Origin of the sequence: Frigoribacterium sp. CFBP9030, from assembly GCF_034045195.1 — a bacterium.
Taxonomy (GTDB): domain Bacteria; phylum Actinomycetota; class Actinomycetes; order Actinomycetales; family Microbacteriaceae; genus Frigoribacterium.
In genome coordinates this window covers 160,523-176,827 of sequence record NZ_JAXCWG010000007.1, presented here as the reverse complement: position 1 = coordinate 176,827, position 16,305 = coordinate 160,523, and the positions used below count along the sequence as shown (strand labels likewise).

15 protein-coding genes and 1 tRNA gene are annotated in these 16,305 nt (G+C 70.1%); 7 read left to right on the top strand and 9 right to left on the bottom strand.

Features of this window, described 5'->3' with window-relative positions; all coding sequences use genetic code 11:
* The first annotated feature begins 139 nt into the window (after positions 1-139).
* The 3 genes from gltX to SOM13_RS09995 all read left to right on the top strand — a co-directional run bounded on the left by gltX (position 140) and on the right by SOM13_RS09995 (position 2,686).
* Entirely contained in the window at positions 140-1,630 is a 1,491-nt protein-coding gene (gene gltX, locus SOM13_RS10005) for a glutamate--tRNA ligase (protein ID WP_320479607.1), read from the top strand.
* A 2-nt stretch (positions 1,631-1,632) separates the two neighbouring features.
* On the top strand, positions 1,633-2,562 hold the full coding sequence (locus SOM13_RS10000) for an NAD(P)/FAD-dependent oxidoreductase (protein WP_320479606.1): 930 nt from the start codon (positions 1,633-1,635) through the stop codon (positions 2,560-2,562).
* A gap of 52 nt (positions 2,563-2,614) precedes the next feature.
* Positions 2,615-2,686, top strand: a tRNA-Gln gene (locus tag SOM13_RS09995).
* A gap of 211 nt (positions 2,687-2,897) precedes the next feature.
* Here SOM13_RS09995 and purL read toward each other — a convergent pair.
* Genes purL through purS form a run of 3 tightly spaced genes read right to left on the bottom strand, consistent with a single transcriptional unit; the run spans position 2,898 to position 6,207 of the window.
* On the bottom strand, positions 2,898-5,243 hold the full coding sequence (purL, locus tag SOM13_RS09990) for a phosphoribosylformylglycinamidine synthase subunit PurL (RefSeq protein ID WP_320479605.1): 2,346 nt from the start codon (positions 5,241-5,243) through the stop codon (positions 2,898-2,900).
* A complete protein-coding gene (gene purQ / locus SOM13_RS09985) occupies positions 5,240-5,935 on the bottom strand; it encodes a phosphoribosylformylglycinamidine synthase subunit PurQ (protein ID WP_192060868.1) in 696 nt (231 codons plus the stop codon). The genes purL and purQ overlap by 4 nt, the downstream gene beginning before the upstream one ends.
* Complete coding sequence (purS, locus tag SOM13_RS09980; protein ID WP_192060867.1) at positions 5,935-6,207, bottom strand: phosphoribosylformylglycinamidine synthase subunit PurS; 273 nt, start codon at positions 6,205-6,207, stop codon at positions 5,935-5,937. Before purS ends, purQ begins: the two co-directional genes overlap by 1 nt.
* A 390-nt stretch (positions 6,208-6,597) precedes the next feature.
* On the opposite strand from purS, the gene SOM13_RS09975 reads away from it, so the two are divergent.
* On the top strand, positions 6,598-7,068 hold the full coding sequence (locus tag SOM13_RS09975; RefSeq protein ID WP_192060866.1) for a Fur family transcriptional regulator: 471 nt from the start codon (positions 6,598-6,600) through the stop codon (positions 7,066-7,068).
* A gap of 63 nt (positions 7,069-7,131) precedes the next feature.
* Positions 7,132-8,634 carry a catalase gene (locus SOM13_RS09970; protein ID WP_192060865.1) on the top strand — a complete coding sequence of 501 codons (1,503 nt, stop codon included), beginning with the start codon at positions 7,132-7,134 and terminating at the stop codon, positions 8,632-8,634.
* Between the two features lie 91 nt (positions 8,635-8,725).
* Here SOM13_RS09970 and SOM13_RS09965 read toward each other — a convergent pair whose 3' ends face one another.
* The 4 genes from SOM13_RS09965 to purD form a co-directional block, all read right to left on the bottom strand.
* Complete coding sequence (locus tag SOM13_RS09965; protein ID WP_192060864.1) at positions 8,726-9,313, bottom strand: GNAT family N-acetyltransferase; 588 nt, start codon at positions 9,311-9,313, stop codon at positions 8,726-8,728.
* Between the two features lie 99 nt (positions 9,314-9,412).
* Positions 9,413-10,324: a VOC family protein gene (locus SOM13_RS09960; RefSeq protein ID WP_320479604.1), complete on the bottom strand. Its 912-nt coding sequence runs from the start codon at positions 10,322-10,324 to the stop codon at positions 9,413-9,415.
* Between the two features lie 154 nt (positions 10,325-10,478).
* A complete protein-coding gene (locus tag SOM13_RS09955) occupies positions 10,479-11,375 on the bottom strand; it encodes a phosphoribosylaminoimidazolesuccinocarboxamide synthase (RefSeq protein WP_243214149.1) in 897 nt (298 codons plus the stop codon).
* Complete coding sequence (gene purD / locus SOM13_RS09950; RefSeq protein ID WP_320479603.1) at positions 11,372-12,640, bottom strand: phosphoribosylamine--glycine ligase; 1,269 nt, start codon at positions 12,638-12,640, stop codon at positions 11,372-11,374. The genes SOM13_RS09955 and purD overlap by 4 nt, the downstream gene beginning before the upstream one ends.
* Before the next feature lie 86 nt (positions 12,641-12,726).
* Here purD and SOM13_RS09945 point away from each other — a divergent pair, with 86 nt between their 5' ends.
* Together SOM13_RS09945 and SOM13_RS09940 are read left to right on the top strand one after the other, a co-directional pair.
* Positions 12,727-13,116 carry a sterol carrier family protein gene (locus SOM13_RS09945; protein WP_192060861.1) on the top strand — a complete coding sequence of 130 codons (390 nt, stop codon included), beginning with the start codon at positions 12,727-12,729 and terminating at the stop codon, positions 13,114-13,116.
* 159 nt (positions 13,117-13,275) lie between these two features.
* Positions 13,276-13,713 (top strand): hypothetical protein, encoded by a 438-nt coding sequence (locus SOM13_RS09940; protein ID WP_320479602.1) that lies wholly within the window; start codon positions 13,276-13,278, stop codon positions 13,711-13,713.
* Between the two features lie 159 nt (positions 13,714-13,872).
* Here SOM13_RS09940 and SOM13_RS09935 read toward each other — a convergent pair whose 3' ends face one another.
* The gene (locus SOM13_RS09935; RefSeq protein ID WP_243214152.1) at positions 13,873-15,447 is read right to left on the bottom strand and encodes a transporter; all 1,575 of its coding nucleotides are present in this window, start codon (positions 15,445-15,447) and stop codon (positions 13,873-13,875) included.
* On the bottom strand, positions 15,429-16,304 hold the full coding sequence (locus SOM13_RS09930; protein ID WP_320478426.1) for an ABC transporter ATP-binding protein: 876 nt from the start codon (positions 16,302-16,304) through the stop codon (positions 15,429-15,431). Before SOM13_RS09930 ends, SOM13_RS09935 begins: the two co-directional genes overlap by 19 nt.
* Position 16,305: the final 1 nt, after the last annotated feature.

The following is a 16,305-nucleotide window of genomic DNA, read 5'->3' as shown; positions in this document are numbered from 1 at the left end:
ACTGCAAGGGGGACCTTGTGGGAGAGTAGGACACCGCCGGACTCCTTTTAGTAAGATCAGAGAGCCCCTTCTTCGGAAGGGGCTTTCTGCGTTTAACGCGCCTTCGGCAGTCGTGGGTGAAGCGGTAAGATGATCCTCGATGTCTGCTCCTTTCTCCACCGCGACCGGCACTGATGTGCGCGTCCGGTTCTGCCCCTCGCCCACTGGCACGCCTCACGTCGGCCTGATCCGGACGGCCCTGTTCAACTGGGCTTATGCACGTCACACGGGCGGCAAGCTCGTCTTCCGCATCGAGGACACCGATGCGGCCCGTGACAGCGAAGAGAGTTACGAGCAGATCCTCGACGGTCTTCGGTGGCTCAAGATCGACTGGGACGAAGGTGTCGACGTCGGCGGCCCGCACGGGCCGTACCGGCAGTCGCAGCGTCACGACATCTATCGTGGTGTCATCGACCAGCTGCTCGAGCGAGGACTCCTGTACGAGAGCTTCGCGACGGGCGAGGAGATCGAGGCGCGCAACATCGCCAACGGTCGCGACCCCAAGCAGGGCTACGACAACTTCGAGCGTGAGCTCACCGACGAGCAGCGTGCGGCGTTCCGTGCCGAGGGCCGTCAGCCGGCGCTCCGACTGCGAGTCCCCGACCGCGACCTCAGCTTCGACGATCTCGTTCGTGGCGAGATCACGTTCCCGGCCGGCTCGTTCACCGACTTCGTCGTGGTCCGGCCCAACGGCGTACCTCTCTACACCTTCGTCAACCCCCTCGACGACGCGCTGATGGGCATCACGCACGTGCTCCGCGGCGAGGACCTCCTCTCGTCGACACCCCGGCAGATCGCTCTGTACGAAGCTCTCGTCGAGTTGGGCATCACCACCTTCGTGCCGCGCTTCGGACACCTCCCCTACGTCATGGGTGAGAAGAACAAGAAACTGTCGAAGCGCGACCCCGAGGCCAACCTCTTCCATCACCGCGACCGTGGTTTCGTCCCGGAGGGCCTGGTCAACTACCTCGCTCTTCTCGGCTGGTCGCTGACGCACGATCGGGACGTCTTCTCGATCGACGAGATGGTCGAGGCTTTCGATGTCGTCGACGTCAATCCCAATCCAGCCCGCTTCGACCTGAAGAAGGCCGAATCGATCAACGGAGACCACATCCGCCGTCTCGAGGCCGCGGACTTCGTCGACCGTCTTCTGCCCTATCTCGAGGGCGTCGTCTCGGATCCGATCACCGAGTCGGAGCGTCGAGTGCTCGGCGAGGCGGCTCCGCTCGTCCAAGAGCGCATGACTCTGCTCGGAGAGGCGCGTGGCATGCTGTCGTTCCTCTTCACGAGCGACGACGAACTCGTCTACGAAGAGGACGCGATCGCCTCGTTGCCGGAGGGGCATGTCCAGGTGCTGCGCGCCTCCTCGGAGGCTCTGCAGGGGCTGACGTCGTGGAATCACGCCGACGTCCAGGAGGCACTCAAGGGGGCGCTCGTCGACGGGCTCGGGCTCAAGCCTCGCGTCGCCTTCGGCCCGCTGCGCGTCGCGCTGTCCGGTCGACGGGTGAGCCCTCCGCTGTTCGAGTCCATGGAGATCCTCGGTCGCGAGTCGACGATGGCCCGTCTCGAGAGGCTCGCAGCACGCTCATGAGCATGGAGTACGAAGTCGCGGTGATCGGGGGCGGGCCAGCCGGGCTCAGCGCAGCCCTCAATCTCGCCCGCGCCCGCCGTCGCGTGCTGCTCATCGACGGCAACCGGCCGCGCAACTCCGCGACGCTGCTGTCTCACGGGTACCTCACTCGCGACGGCATCTCGCCGCTCGAGCTGCGCAAGCTCGGCCGCGACGAGTTCCTGCGGTACGAGGGTGCCGAGCACCGGATGACGATGGCCACGTCGGTATCGGTTGTCGACGGCGGCTTCGAGATCGACTGCGACTTCCGTGGGCGCACCAGCAGCGCGACCGCAGGGGTCGTGGTCGTCGCTACCGGGCTGCACGAGACCCTGCCCGAGATCGACGGCCTGAAGGCGTTCTACGGCACGTTCATCCACAGCTGCATCGAGTGCGACGGGTACGACAAGCGTGATCAGCCTCTGGCTGTGATCGGCGAGCACCCCGACCTCGCCGAACGGGCGCATCTGCTGCTGCAGTGGTCGGCCGACCTGGTCGTCTTCACCAACGGGGCTGACGTCGTCACGCCGAGCGAAGAGGCCGATCTCGGGTCACGCGGGGTGACCGTGGAACGCCGCCGTGTGGCGTCGATCGATGCGGACCGCGACGGGATGCGCGCCGTCGTGCTCGACGACGGCACCCGGATCGAACGCTCCGGCGGCTTCGTGCGTCCCGCCTGGTCGGGTGCACTCGAGTACGTCGCCACTACCGGAGCGATGCTCGACTCGGACGGTCTGCTCGTCGTCGACGCGCACGGCCGCACGACGGTCGATGGCCTCTACGCCGCGGGGGAGTCGACGGCGCCGGGGCCGCAGCAGCTGATCGTGGCAGCGGGCTCGGGAGCGTCGGTCGCGGCCGTCGTCAACCGCGATCTGATCGGTGTCGCATGTGGCCTCGGTGATGCTGTACAGTAGGTTCTCGGTTCGAGTTTGAGCCGAGTGATGTAGCACTGACGTGTGTCATCATTGGGGTATGGTGTAATTGGCAACACGACTGATTCTGGTTCAGTTGTTCTTGGTTCGAGTCCAGGTACCCCAGCATCGAGAAAGGCCCCGACCTCTTGGTCGGGGCCTTTCTGCGTCCCGCGCCGACCCAGGAGGCGCGGGTCAGGTTGGTCGGTTGTGGCCCTTCGTGCGGCTCTGAGGGGCGTCTTCTGACCACCGTGGAACGTGGTCGGCGCTATGGGCCCGGCGCAGACGAAGGACGCCCCCGCCGGGATGGCGAGGGCGTCCGTGGTGCTGCGTGGTTGCTACTGCGGGATGGTCGCTCCGAAGCGCGCGGGGAGCGTCCCGCGGTGGGTGCGTCGCAGCTCGTCGAGCGAGACCGTGAAGACGTCCTGGATCTCGAGCGACTCCGACGCGCCGTCGGTGACTCCGATGCGGGCCACCGGGTAGCCGCGACCTTCGCAGAGGCCACGGAACCGCACGTCGTCCTCGCGGGGCACCGACACGATCACTCGGCCGGTCGACTCGCTGAAGAGCGCCGTGGCCGCGTCGATGCCGTCGCGCTCGAGCAGTTCGCCGAGCCAGACCCGCGCACCGACGCCGAACCGCAGGACCGACTCCGCCAGGGCCTGCGCGAGGCCGCCGTCGCTGAGGTCGTGCGCGGCCGCGAGCAGCGACTGATCGGCACCGGCGGCCAGCAGCTGGGCCAGCTGCCGCTCGGCGTCGAGGTCGACCGCGGGCGGACGACCGCCGAGGTGGTCGTGGATCACGCCGGCCCAGGCCGAGCCGTCGAGCTCGAGCGCCGTGGTGCCGAGCAGGTAGATGTTGTCGCCTTCGTCCTGCCAGCCGGACGGGACGCGCTTCGCGACATCCTGGATGACGCCGAGCACGCCCACGACCGGCGTGGGGTGGATCGGCACGGTGCCGGTCTGGTTGTAGAACGAGACGTTGCCACCGGTGACGGGGATCTCGAGTTCGAGGCACCCGTCGGCGAGGCCCTCGACGGTCTGCGAGAACTGCCACATGACCTCGGGGTTCTCGGGGCTGCCGAAGTTCAGGCAGTCCGTCACGGCGGCGGGCACCGCACCCGTCACGGCGACGTTGCGGTACGCCTCGGCGAGGGCCAGACGGGCGCCCTGCTTCGGATCGAGCTGGCAGTACCGGCCGTTGGCGTCGGTGGCGATGGCGAAGCCGAGGCCGCTCTCTTCGTCGACGCGGATCATGCCGCCGTCGTCGGGGAAGCTCAGTGCGGTGTTGCCGAGCACGTAGGTGTCGTACTGGTTGGTGACCCAGCTCTTGTCCGACAGGTTCGCCGAGCCGAGCAGTTCGAGGAACTGCTCGCGCAGCACGCTGTTGCCCGTGGGGCGGGGGAGCGCCGAGGCGGAGTCCGCCTGCAGGGCGTCGATCCAGGTCGGGTACGCGACGGGTCGCTCGTAGACCGGGCCGTCGACCGCGACGGTGCGCGGCTCGACGTTGACGATCTCCTCGCCGTGCCAGTCGATCACCAGCCGGCCGGTGTCGGTGACCTCGCCGAGGACGCTCGTCTCGACGTCCCATTTGGCCGTGACGGCGAGGAACGCCTCGAGCTTCGACGGCTCGACGACGGCCATCATGCGCTCCTGGCTCTCGCTCATCAGGATCTCCTCGGCGGTGAGCGACGGGTCACGCAGCAGCACCTTGTCGAGCTCGATGAACATGCCGCCGTCGCCGTTGGATGCGAGCTCTGACGTGGCGCAGCTGATGCCGGCCGCGCCGAGGTCTTGAATGCCCTCGACCAGCTCGTCGCGGAACAGCTCGAGGCAGCACTCGATGAGCACCTTCTCGGCGAAGGGGTCGCCCACCTGCACGGCCGGCCGCTTGGTCGGGCCACCCGACGAGAACGTGTCGGAGGCGAGGATGGAGGCGCCGCCGATCCCGTCGCCGCCCGTGCGAGCACCGAAGAGCACGACCTTGTTGCCCACACCGCGGGCGTTCGCCAGGTGCAGGTCCTCATGACGCAGGACGCCGACCGCGAGGGCGTTGACGAGGGGGTTGCCCTGGTAGACGGCGTCGAAGTAGGTCTCGCCGCCGATGTTGGGCAGACCGAGGCAGTTCGCGTAGAAGCTGATGCCGCCCACGACGCCATCGACGACGCGCGCCGTGTCGGGCGCGTCGATGGCACCGAAGCGGAGCTGGTCCATCACGGCGACCGGGCGGGCCCCCATGGAGATGATGTCGCGGACGATGCCGCCGACGCCGGTGGCGGCACCCTGGAAGGGCTCGATGTAGCTGGGGTGATTGTGGGACTCGACCTTGAAGGTCACGGCCCAACCGCCTCCTACGTCGACGACGCCGGCGTTCTCGCCCATGCCGACCATGAGGTCCTTCTTCATGGCGGGCGTGACCTTCTGGCCGAACTGCCGGAGGTAGATCTTGCTCGACTTGTACGAGCAGTGCTCGCTCCACATCACCGAGTACATGGCGAGCTCGCCGCTCGTGGGGCGGCGGCCGAGGATCTCGCGGATCGACGCGTACTCGTCGGCCTTGAGGCCGAGGGCGCCGTAGGGCTGTTCTCTGTCGGGGGTCGCCGCGGCGTTCGCCACGGTGTCGGGCACGTGGCCCTCGGGGCGCACGTCGATCTGCTCCGCCGTGTTCTTGCTGTCGATGCTCATCTGGCGAGGGCCCTCTCGATGACGGACGTGAAGAAGGTGAGACCGTCGATGCCGCTCGACATCGCGTCGGGCATGTCGGGCCCGAACCCCGGCTCGGTCGCGTGCTCGGGGTGGGGCATCAGGCCGACCACGTTGCCGCGTGCGTTGGTGACGCCCGCGATGTCGTCCATCGACCCGTTGGGGTTGACCTCGAGGTAGCGGAAGGCGACCTGCCCCTCGCCCTCGATGCGCTTGATGGTCTCGGCGTCGGCGATGAACCGGCCGTCGGCGTTCTTCAGGGGGATCGTGATCTCCTGCCCCTCGGTGAAGCCGTTCGTCCAGTCGGTGCGGGCGTTCTCGACACGGAGACGCTGGTCGCGGCGGATGAACTGCTGGTGCGCGTTCCGGGTGTGCGCGCCGGGGATGAGCCGCGCCTCCGCCAGCATCTGGAAGCCGTTGCAGATGCCGAGCACGGGCACTCCCTTGTTCGCCGCGTCGACGACCTCGGTCATGATCGGGGAGAACGAGGCGATGGCGCCCGCCCGCAGGTAGTCGCCGTAGCTGAAGCCGCCGGGGAGGATGATCGCGTCGACCCCCTGGAGGTCGTGGTCGCCGTGCCAGAGGGCGACGGGTTCGCCGCCGGCGAGGCGGACCGCGCGCTGCGCGTCGCGGTCGTCGAGGGAGCCGGGGAAGGTGACGACGCCGACGCGCATCAGACGGCGGCGGGGGCGTCGGCGGAGTCGACGACGGTGATCGACACGACGTCTTCGATGACGGAGTTCGAGAACATGTCGTCGGCCAGGCGGCGCACGTCGGCGAGCACGCCGTCGGTCACCTCGCCCTCGACGGTGACCTCGAAGCGCTTGCCGATGCGGACATCGGTCAGCTGCTTCTGTCCGAGACGGGCCAGGGCGCCGGCGACGGCCTTGCCCTGGGGGTCGAGCAGTTCAGCCTTGGGCATGACCTCGACGACGATTGTGGGCACGTTTTACTCCTGCGGAGACGTCAGCGGGTGGACGCGACGAGTCTACGGCAGCAGGAGGCGCGGACCGGTGGCGACCAGCGCCTCCTGGGGACGGCGGCGAGACCGGGGAGGGGTCGTCGCGATGCACGATGCTCAGCGGACTGCGAGTCCGCTCCCAGCGTCGTCATCGGTTCACGTCGCAGGATGATCTCAGCGGTGAGGAACAAGACCTCGTGATCGGGTCTCCTGCCGCTCACACCGGTCGAGGGCTCCTGATCCGCCCGACACCGTAGGACGCCCGGTCGAATCCCCCCATCGACCGGGCGTCACCCCTCTCCCCGGGCTGTGATGACGCTCCGAGTGATGCTCATCTGTTTTTGAACAGATCAAAAGAGTGCTTTACTGGAAGCCATGACGACGATCGCCGACGATGCCACCCGAGACGCCCTCCGCGGCGCCGGTCTGCGCGTCACCGAGCCCCGCCTCGCGGTGCTCGCGGCACTCGAGGGGCGCGCCCACGCTCCTGCCGACGCTCTGTTCGCAGCGGTGGCGCCGCGCCTCCCCGGCACCTCGCTCCAGGCCGTCTACGGCGTCCTCAACGCGTTGACCGGCGTCGGGCTCGTCCGCCGCATCGAACCCGCCGGCTCGCCGGCGCTGTACGAGCTGCGCACCGGAGACAACCACCACCACGTGGTCTGCAGCACCTGCGGCGACATCGCCGACGTCGACTGCGTCGTCGGGCACGCACCGTGCCTCTCGCCGTCGAACGACGCCGGGTTCTTCGTCCAGACGGCCGAGGTCACGTTCTGGGGCATCTGCCCCGAATGCCGCGCCGCCGAGCTCGACCAGCCTCTCGAGGTCGACCCCGTCCTGACCGACTGACCCGCGCCTCCCGGGCCCCCACGACATTCCGATCTGAACGACACCGAAAGACAGGATGAGAAGATGACCGACGAGAAACGCGTCACCACCACCAACTCAGGCGCACCCGTCGCGAGCGACGAGCACTCGCAGAGCGTCGGCGCCGACGGCGCGATCGCGCTGCACGACCACTACCTGGTCGAGAAGCTCGCCCAGTTCAACCGCGAGCGAGTCCCCGAGCGCGTCGTGCACGCCAAGGGCGGCGGAGCCTTCGGCACCTTCACGACCACCGGCGACGTCTCGAAGTACACGCGGGCGGCGCTGTTCCAGCCCGGCGTCGAGACCGAGATGCTCGCGCGCTTCTCGACCGTCGCCGGCGAGCAGGGCAGCCCCGACACCTGGCGCGACCCCCGCGGGTTCTCGCTGAAGTTCTACACGACCGAGGGCAACTACGACCTCGTCGGCAACAACACACCCGTGTTCTTCATCCGCGACGGCATCAAGTTCCCCGACTTCATCCGTTCGCAGAAGCGACTGCCCGGCACGCACCTGCGCGACCACGACATGCAGTGGGACTTCTGGACCCTCTCGCCCGAGTCGGCTCACCAGGTGACCTGGCTGATGGGCGACCGGGGTCTGCCCGCCTCGTGGCGCAACATGGACGGCTTCGGGTCGCACACCTACCAGTGGATCAACGCCGAGGGCGAGCGCTTCTGGGTCAAGTACCACTTCAAGAGCGACCAGGGCATCAAGATCCTCGAGCAGGCCGACGCCGACCGCATCGCGGGCGAAGACGCCGACTTCCACATCCGCGATCTCTCGGCCGCGATCGAGCGCGAGGAGTTCCCGACCTGGACCCTCTCCGTGCAGGTCATGCCCTACGAAGACGCGGCGACCTACCGCTTCAACCCGTTCGACCTCACCAAGGTCTGGCCGCACGCCGACTACCCGCTGATCGAGGTCGGCTCGATGGAGCTCAACCGCAACCCCGAGAACTACTTCGCGCAGATCGAGCAGGCAGCCTTCGCCCCCTCGAACTTCGTGCCCGGGATCGCCGCCAGCCCCGACAAGATGCTGCTCGCCCGCATCTTCAGCTACGCCGACGCGCACCGCTACCGTGTGGGCACCAACCACGCGCAGCTGCCGGTCAACGCGCCGAAGTCGCCCGTGCACTCGTACTCGAAAGACGGTGCGGCGCGGTTCGACTTCCAGAAGGCCGAGGTGCCCGTCTACGCACCGAACTCGCTGGGCGGCGCGCACGCCGACCCGCAGGTCGCCGGTGACACGGGCGGCTGGGAGAGCGACGGCGAGCTGCAGCGCTCGGCCGCGACGCTCCACGCCGAGGACGACGACTTCGGGCAGGCCGGCACGCTGGTACGCGAGGTCATGGACGACGAGCAGCGCGACCGTCTGGTCGCCAACATCGTCGGTCACGTCTCGAAGGTGACCCGCCCCGAGCTGCGCGAGCGCGTCTACGAGTACTGGGCGAACGTCGACCCGACACTCGGTCTCCGCGTCCGCAAGGGCGTCGAGCCGGAGGCCCCCGGTTCGAACGAGGACCCGGCGACGGTCGGCGTCAGCGTCTGATCGATCGGTCTGGTGACTGAAGGAGGGTCGAGGAGTCGCGACGCGTCGTGGGCTCGCGAGTCGGCGCCGGGTCGTGACTCCTCGAGGCCGGTCAGACCATCTGCCCGTTCCAGTGCAGGTCGCCCTCGGGCCACTCCGCCAGGGTCGAGGTGCCCTCGCGGGCGAGCCAGCCCTCCTGCTGCGTGACGAGCACGCCCGCGCCATCGGCGCTGAACGCCGTGTAATGACCGGTGATCGGTTCGCCGGCGTGCTCGAGCGGGCGCCACCCGGCCGAGCGGTAGAAGCCCTGGACCCCCTCGCCCGACTCGAGCACGCCGAAGCGGACGCGCAGATCGGTCAGCACGCCGTCGACGTGCCGCAGGAGCTCGGCGCCGAGCCCCGTGTTCTGCACCTCGGGCGAGACGGCGACCATGCCCACGGCGGCGACGAGCAGGTCGGTCGTGCCGACGGTGACGAACTGGCGGCGGACTCCGGCATGCGCCACGACCACGTCGCCGAGCCGTGCGACGACACGGCGCTCGGGTTGCATGCCCGCCCAGCTGCGGGCTCCGAGGTACCAGTGGTCGTAGCTCGGGAACGCCCGGGCGAGCAGCGACGCGATGGCCTCGTGATCGTCGAGCGTGAGGTCGCCCTCGGCGACGGGGCTGAAGATCGGGGCTGGTGCTGCGGCGTCGGACATGACGTCGACGCTAGCGCGCCCCGCCTCGTGCCGGCGGGGTGCTGGCGGCGTGCGGCGGGGGAGGGCGGTCGTGGGTCGCGTCGGTCGGCGTGCCCTGCGTCAGCGGGTGCGGGTCGTGACTTCGATGCGGTTCGACCAGGGGTCGTCGAAGCCGAGCACCCGTCCGTCGTCGCGGGTGGCCACGCCGAAGTGGCCGAGGCGCTCGCCGAGTGCGCCGAGATCGTCGCCGCTCGGCACCTCGATCCGCACGAGTCCCAGCCCGAGGGCGAGCTGCCGGCGCCCGGCGCCCGCGCTGTTCCACGTGTTCATCGCCATGTGGTGGTGGTAGCCGCCGGCGCTGACGAACAGGGCCTGCGGTCCGAATCGCGTCGTCGTCTCGAAGCCGAGCTGCTCGACGTAGAACCGGTGGGCCGAATCGACGTCGCCCACGCTGAGGTGCACGTGCCCGACGGAGGCGGGGCGGAGGGCGGTGCCGGCCAGCGCCTCCTCGGTGACGTTCTGCTGCAGGAACCCGTTCGGATCGAGCGCGAGCGTCGCCATGTCGACCTGCCCGTGCGTCCACGACCACTCGGTGCGGGCTCGGTCCCAGTAGAGCTCGATGCCGTTGCCCTCGGGATCGGTGAAGTAGAACGCCTTGCTGACGAGGTGGTCGGCGCTGCCGGTGAACGACTGCGGGTGGCGGCTCGCGACCGAGTAGACCGCTGCGGCCAGATCGGCCTCCGTCTCGAACAGGATGGCCGTGTGGAACAGCCCGGCCTCGCGCGGACCGGCGTGCCGCAGCTCGGGCGCGTGCTCGAGGATCACGATCGGCGTCGCACCGCGCCCCAGGGTCACCCGGCCTGCCGCCGGCTCGCTCGCCAGCACCTGCAGCGTGACCGAGTCGCGGTAGTACGCGGTCATCGCGTCGAGATCGGCGACGCGGAGGGTGACCGCACCCATGCCCGTGTCGGCTGCGAGCAGATCGGCCGAGGAGGCGCGGGGTGCGTCGGGAGCGGCGGGTGCGTCGGTCATGGGGTCCTCTGAACGGTCGATGTCGATGGGGCGTCACAGGTCGGTGACGTGTCATCGACCTAACCGGTCGGCGGGAGGCGGCATTCCCGACGCGCGACGGGGCTTGGCCGCAGGCGCAACCGGCGCAACCGGCGCAACCGGCGCAACCGGCGCGTCAGGCGGTGAGGCGCTCGATGAGCTCGCGGTAGCGGAGAGCGGTCTGCTCGACCACGTCGGCGGGGAGCTCGGGCGGGGTGCCCGTGCCGTCCCAGTTGGTCGACAGCCAGTTGCGGACGATCTGCTTGTCGAAGCTCGCGGTGCGATCGCCCGAGGCGTAGACCTCGGCGTCCCAGTAGCGACTGCTGTCGCTCGTCAGCACCTCGTCGCCGAGGGTGATCTCGCCGGTATCGCGATCGGCCCCGAACTCGAACTTCGTGTCGGCGAGGATCACCCCACGAGCCTCGGCCACCGCGGAGGCACGGCGGAAGACGTCGAGCGAGAGGTCGCGGAGGGCCTCCGCCGTCTCGGCCCCGACCAGCTCGACGGTGCGCTCGAAGCTGATGTTCTCGTCGTGGTCGCCCAGCTGCGCCTTGAACGCCGGCGTGTAGATGGGCTCGGGCAGTCGGTCGCCACTCGCGAGGCCCTCGGGCAGCGGCACGCCGCAGACGGTGCCGTGCGCCTGGTACTCGACCCAGCCGCTGCCGACGAGGTAGCCGCGCACGACGCACTCGACGGGGAACATGTCGAGCGGCTTCACGAGCATGGCGCGGTCGCGGACGGCGCCGGGCAGCGACACCGTCGCCCGCGTCGGGTCGACCAGGTGGTTCGGCACCGTCTCGAGCTGGTCGAACCACCACAGGCTGAGCTGCGTCAGGAGGGCGCCCTTGCCCGGGATGCCGGGCTCGAGCACCTGGTCGAACGCGCTGACCCGGTCGCTGGCGACGACGAGCACGTACTCGGTGCCGTCGAGCGATGCGGCGCCGTCCGTGGCGGGGACGTACAGGTCGCGGACCTTGCCCGAGTAGACGGGCGCCCATCCGTCGAGGGCGGGGGGCGTGCCGAGGGTGCTCATCGGGTGACCCGTTCGGCGATGTCGCGGCGGTACTGGCCGCCCTCGAGCCCGATGCGCGACAGGGCGTCGTAGGCGCGGCCTCGTGCCTCGCCGAAGTCGGCCCCTTCGGCGACGACGCTGAGCACGCGGCCTCCGGTCGCGATGAGGCGGTCGTCGAGCCGGGCCGTGGCGGCGTGCGCGACGTGGACTCCTGCGACGGCCGTGGCGTCGTCGAGCCCGGTGAGCGGACGACCGCTGACCGCAGCCTCGGGGTAGCCCTCGCTGGCGAGGACGACCGTGACGGCGGAGGTGGGCGCGAACCGAGGCGATTCGTGGTTGCCCAGCGAGCCGGTCGACGCCGCGAGCAGCAGACCGCTGAGGGGGGTGATGAGCCGGGGCAGCACGACCTGCGTCTCGGGGTCGCCGAACCGGGCGTTGAACTCGATGACGCGCACACCCTGCTCGGTGAGGATCAGCCCGGCGTAGAGCAGGCCGATGAACGGCGTCGACTCGCTCTCGAGCTGACGGACCGTCGGTGTGGCGATCGTGTCGAGCACCTCGTCGACGAAGTCCTTCTCGCTGCCGAACCGGTCGGCCAGCCACGGCAGGGGCGAGTACGCGCCCATGCCGCCCGTGTTGGGCCCGTCGTCGCCGTCGAGCAGTCGTTTGTAGTCTTGCGCCGGGCTGAGCGGCACGACGGTGTGACCGTCGCTGAGGAAGAACAACGAGACCTCGGGGCCGTCGAGGTGCTCTTCGACGAGCACCGGCCCGTGCTGCAGCCAATAGGTGGCGTGCTCGACCGCGGCGTCGCGGCTCTCGGTGACGAGCACGCCCTTGCCCGCCGCGAGTCCGTCGGCCTTGACGACGTACGGAGCGCCGAAGTCGTCGAGCACCGCGATGGCCTCGTCGAGGGTGCCGACGCGCGTCGCGCGACCGGTCGGCACGCCGGCCTCCTGCATGATGCGCTTGGCGAAGGTCTTGCTGCCCTCGAGCGCGGCGGCCTTCTTGCCGGGCCCGAAGACGGGGATGCCGCGAGTCCGCAGCGCGTCGGCCACACCGGCGACCAAGGGGGCCTCGGGGCCGATGACGACCAGCTCGACGTCGTTCTCGAGCGCGTACTCGGCGACGACCGAGCCGTTCGACGGGTCGAGGTGCACGACCTCGACCTGCGCCGCGATGCCGGCGTTGCCGGGGGCCGCCACGATCTCGTGGCCCGCGTCTTCGCGCAGCAGAGCGGTGATGATGGCGTGCTCGCGAGCACCGGAACCGAGGACGAGGATTCGCACGGGGCAAGCCTAGCGACGAGCGCCGACGGGCGGGTGGGGGTGCGCTGGGCGGGCCCGGCGGTCGGGGCCGGGCGTACGGTGGCCCGATGGCCAAGGCGCGGATCGACGACGGGGCGGGGGCGGCTGCCGTCCGGGAGGCGTCGGCGGCGCTCGACGGCGGCGAGACGGCACCCCGGATGGTGACGGCCACCGCCGTCCGCTGGTTGCTCCAGGTGATGGCCGATGCCGAGCCGGGGGCCACCGTGGAGGTGCGGGTCCCTCCGTTCGGAGCCGTCCAGTTCCGTGAGGGGCTGAGTCACACCCGGGGTACGCCGCCGAACGTCGTCGAGACCGACGCGGACACCTTCATCCGCCTCGCGACCGGTCGTCTGACCTGGCCCGAGGCGGTCGCCGGTGCGCTGGTCTCCGCGTCGGGCAGTCGAGCGGATCTCACCGGGTACGTGCCCGTGCGGCTGCCGGGGCTGCGTTCGGAGTGAGCCGGGGCGGGCGTGGTCGGCGAGGGGCTGCGCCTCCTGCACCGCGCCTCCGGAGCAGGGTCCGGCATCTGGAGTCGTGCGCTTCGACACCGGGGATCGTGTGGTTCGACACCGAGAATGCTGAACGGCGGCGCGGCGTCCGTCTGGGAGACTTGGCGGGTGACCAACGCTCCCGACCACTCGCAGCAGCCCGACGTCCCCGCCGAGCCCGCCGAGTCTGCCGAGCCCGCCGGGTCGACCGAGCCCGCCGGGTCGACCGAGCCCGCCGAGCCTGCCGAGCCCGTCGAGGTCGCGACGCATGACGAGGTCACGGTGCGCCGGGCGCCCAAGTACCCGGTCTTCCTGATCATGGGTGCGCTCGCCGGGGTCATCGTGTCGCTGATCGTGACCTCGCTCTTCCCGTTCCAGGAGGGGGAGGGCGTCGCGTCGACCTACGGCTACTTCTCGCTCTGGGGGCTGACCTTCGGCGGGGCGATCGGCTCGCTCGTGGCGATCATCGTCGACCGCGTGTCGGTCCGTCGGGCGAAGTCGGTCACCGCCGAGCGCAGCCGGGTCGACGCTCCGGACGAGGCCGTCGAGGGCGACATCGAGTCCTGACCCGCCCCGGTCGGTCGGGTTCGGCACGCCGCGGTGCAGTGGCCCGGTCGCGATCTGCACGGCACGAACCGGTCGCGATTTGCACAGGGTGCGCCGGTCGCGATTTGCACAGGCGGGCGGGAGGCGCGGGTCAGCCCACCACGCGCAGCCCGCCCCGCGCTACCCGCCGCTCGCGCGACGCAGGCTGCTGAGCAGCTCGGGCCCTCGGGCGTCGAGTGACCTGCCCCCGCGGTCGATGCCGACGAACAGCAGCGCCGTGCCGAGCCCGACCCCGACCACGAGCGTCAACCAGCCGAGCAGCGCGCTGCCGGTGACGAGCGCCGCGATGGCGAGTGCGATCTCGGGGATGGCGAAGGCGAACGCGATGATCCACACGAGGTAGGTGATGAGCGCCGTCGTCAGCGTCGAGCCCTGCGGCGACTTGAACGGGCTCTCGCCGGCTGCGGGCACCGGCATCAGGAACCTCGTCGACGCGACGCTCGAGACCCCGTACCCGGTCAGCATCACGCCGAGCCCCAGGCCGAGCATCACCGGCACGAGGTCGAGCCGACCCACCACGGCGAGCGGCACGACGGTCGCGATCAGCACCATCGGCACCGAGAAGAGCGACAGCGTCAGCACGCGCCCGGCCCGGTCCGCCCGACCCGAGAGGCCCGTCGACAGGTGGGCGGCGAACGCCGTGCCGTCGTACGAGATCTCGGCGCTGAGGGTGATCATCAGCAGGGCGCCGATGGCCGGCCCCGTCGCGAGCAGCAGCCAGTCGCTGCCGGTGGTGACCGAGATGAAGATCGCCAGCACGGGGATGAGCGGTACGACGATCAGCGACCCGCCGTATCGGGGGTCGCGCATCCAGTAGACGGCCGCGCGAGCGGCGACGGCGCCGGTGGGAGTGGCCGGGAACCAGCGGAAGGGCCCGAGACCCTTCGCGGTCGAACCCGAGTCCGACGCCGGAGGGGCGATGAGGGCCGCGGCCAACCCGCGCCTCCAGAGCAGGAGGAGCACGGCCAGCGTCGCGAGGGCGATCCCGACCTTGGCGAGGGCCTCGAGACCGCGCCCCGCGGCGAGGTCGCCCGGGATCGACCACGCCGCCCCGAGCGGTGTGAACGACAGGGTTCGCGCGATCTCGGGCAGGTCGTCGCCGACGGTGGCGAGCCCGGTGCCGGCGAGGGCGATGATCGGCCCGGCGAGGATCAGCGGGATGAAGACCAGCACGCTCATCAGCTCGCGGTAGCGACGCTTCGACCCCAGCGACGACGTCAGCGACTCGACGGTGCGCGACGCGGCGATGCAGGTCAGCACGCCGATCACGGCGCAGAACGGCGCAGCGATCAGGGCCACCGGGTCGCGCAGCCAGCTGAGGGCGGTCGCGACACCGGCTATGGCGGTCACGAGACCCGGCACGCCCAGCACGCCGCAGATCAGCAGAGCGACGAGCAGACGATCGGCCGGGATCGGGAACGCGCGCAGCTTCTCGACGCTGAGGGTCTGATCGAGACCGCGCAGCACGAGCGGCACGATCACCCAGCCGAGCACGAGCACCGATCCGCCGAGCACCGCGGTCGTCCACGCGACGCCCTCGGGCGCGAACGACAGGGCGATGAGCCCGGCCACGACCACGCCGAGGATGCCCAGGCCGTACAGGAGACCGATGATGGCGGCCACCATCTGCCACGTGCTGCGCTTGAAGCCGTTCAGCATCACCCGCCAGCGGAGCCTCAGGAGGTGCGCAACCACGACGGCCCCTCGTTGTGGCGACGTCCGCCGACGAGCTCGACGAAACGGTCTTCGAGCGTCGAACCGCCCCGCACCTCGTCGATCGTGCCCTCGGCCAGCACGCGGCCGTTCGCGACGACGGCGACGTGATCGCACATGCGCTGCACGAGGTCCATCGAGTGGCTCGACACGATCACCGTGCCGCCGCCCTCGACGTAGCCCTGCAGGATGTCGCGGATGTTGGCGGCCGAGATCGGGTCGACCGACTCGAACGGCTCGTCGAGCACGAGGAGGCGCGGTGCGTGCACCAGTGCGCAGGCCAACGCCACCTTCTTGGTCATGCCCGCGGAGTAGTCGACGACGAGCGTGCCCCCGGCGCCGCGGAGGTCGAGCAGGTCGAGCAGATCGCCGACGCGCTGAGCGGTCGTCTCGCGATCCATCCCGTTGAGCAGGCCGTGGTACGTGACGAGCTGCTCGCCGGTGAGGCGGTCGAACAGCTTGACGCCGTCACTCAGCACGCCGACCAGCGCCTTGGCGTGCGTCGGGTCGCTCCACACGTCGTGCCCGAGCACCTCGATGGTGCCGGCGTCGGGTCGCAGCAGACCGGTCGCCATCGACAGCGTCGTGGTCTTGCCGGCGCCGTTCGGCCCGACGAGCCCGTAGAACGAGCCCCTCGGCACGGTCAGGTCGATGCCGTCGACCGCGACCTTCTGGCCGAAGGCCTTGCGGAGTCCGCTGATCTGCAGCGCGACCCCGCCCTGCGGAGCCCGATCGCCGGGCGAGACCGACGCGGCGGGCGCAGCCGACGACGTGGGCACGGCCGCCGAGGCGGCGGGCACTGCGGGATCGGGCACGGGAGGAGGCACGGCGTCCGTCATG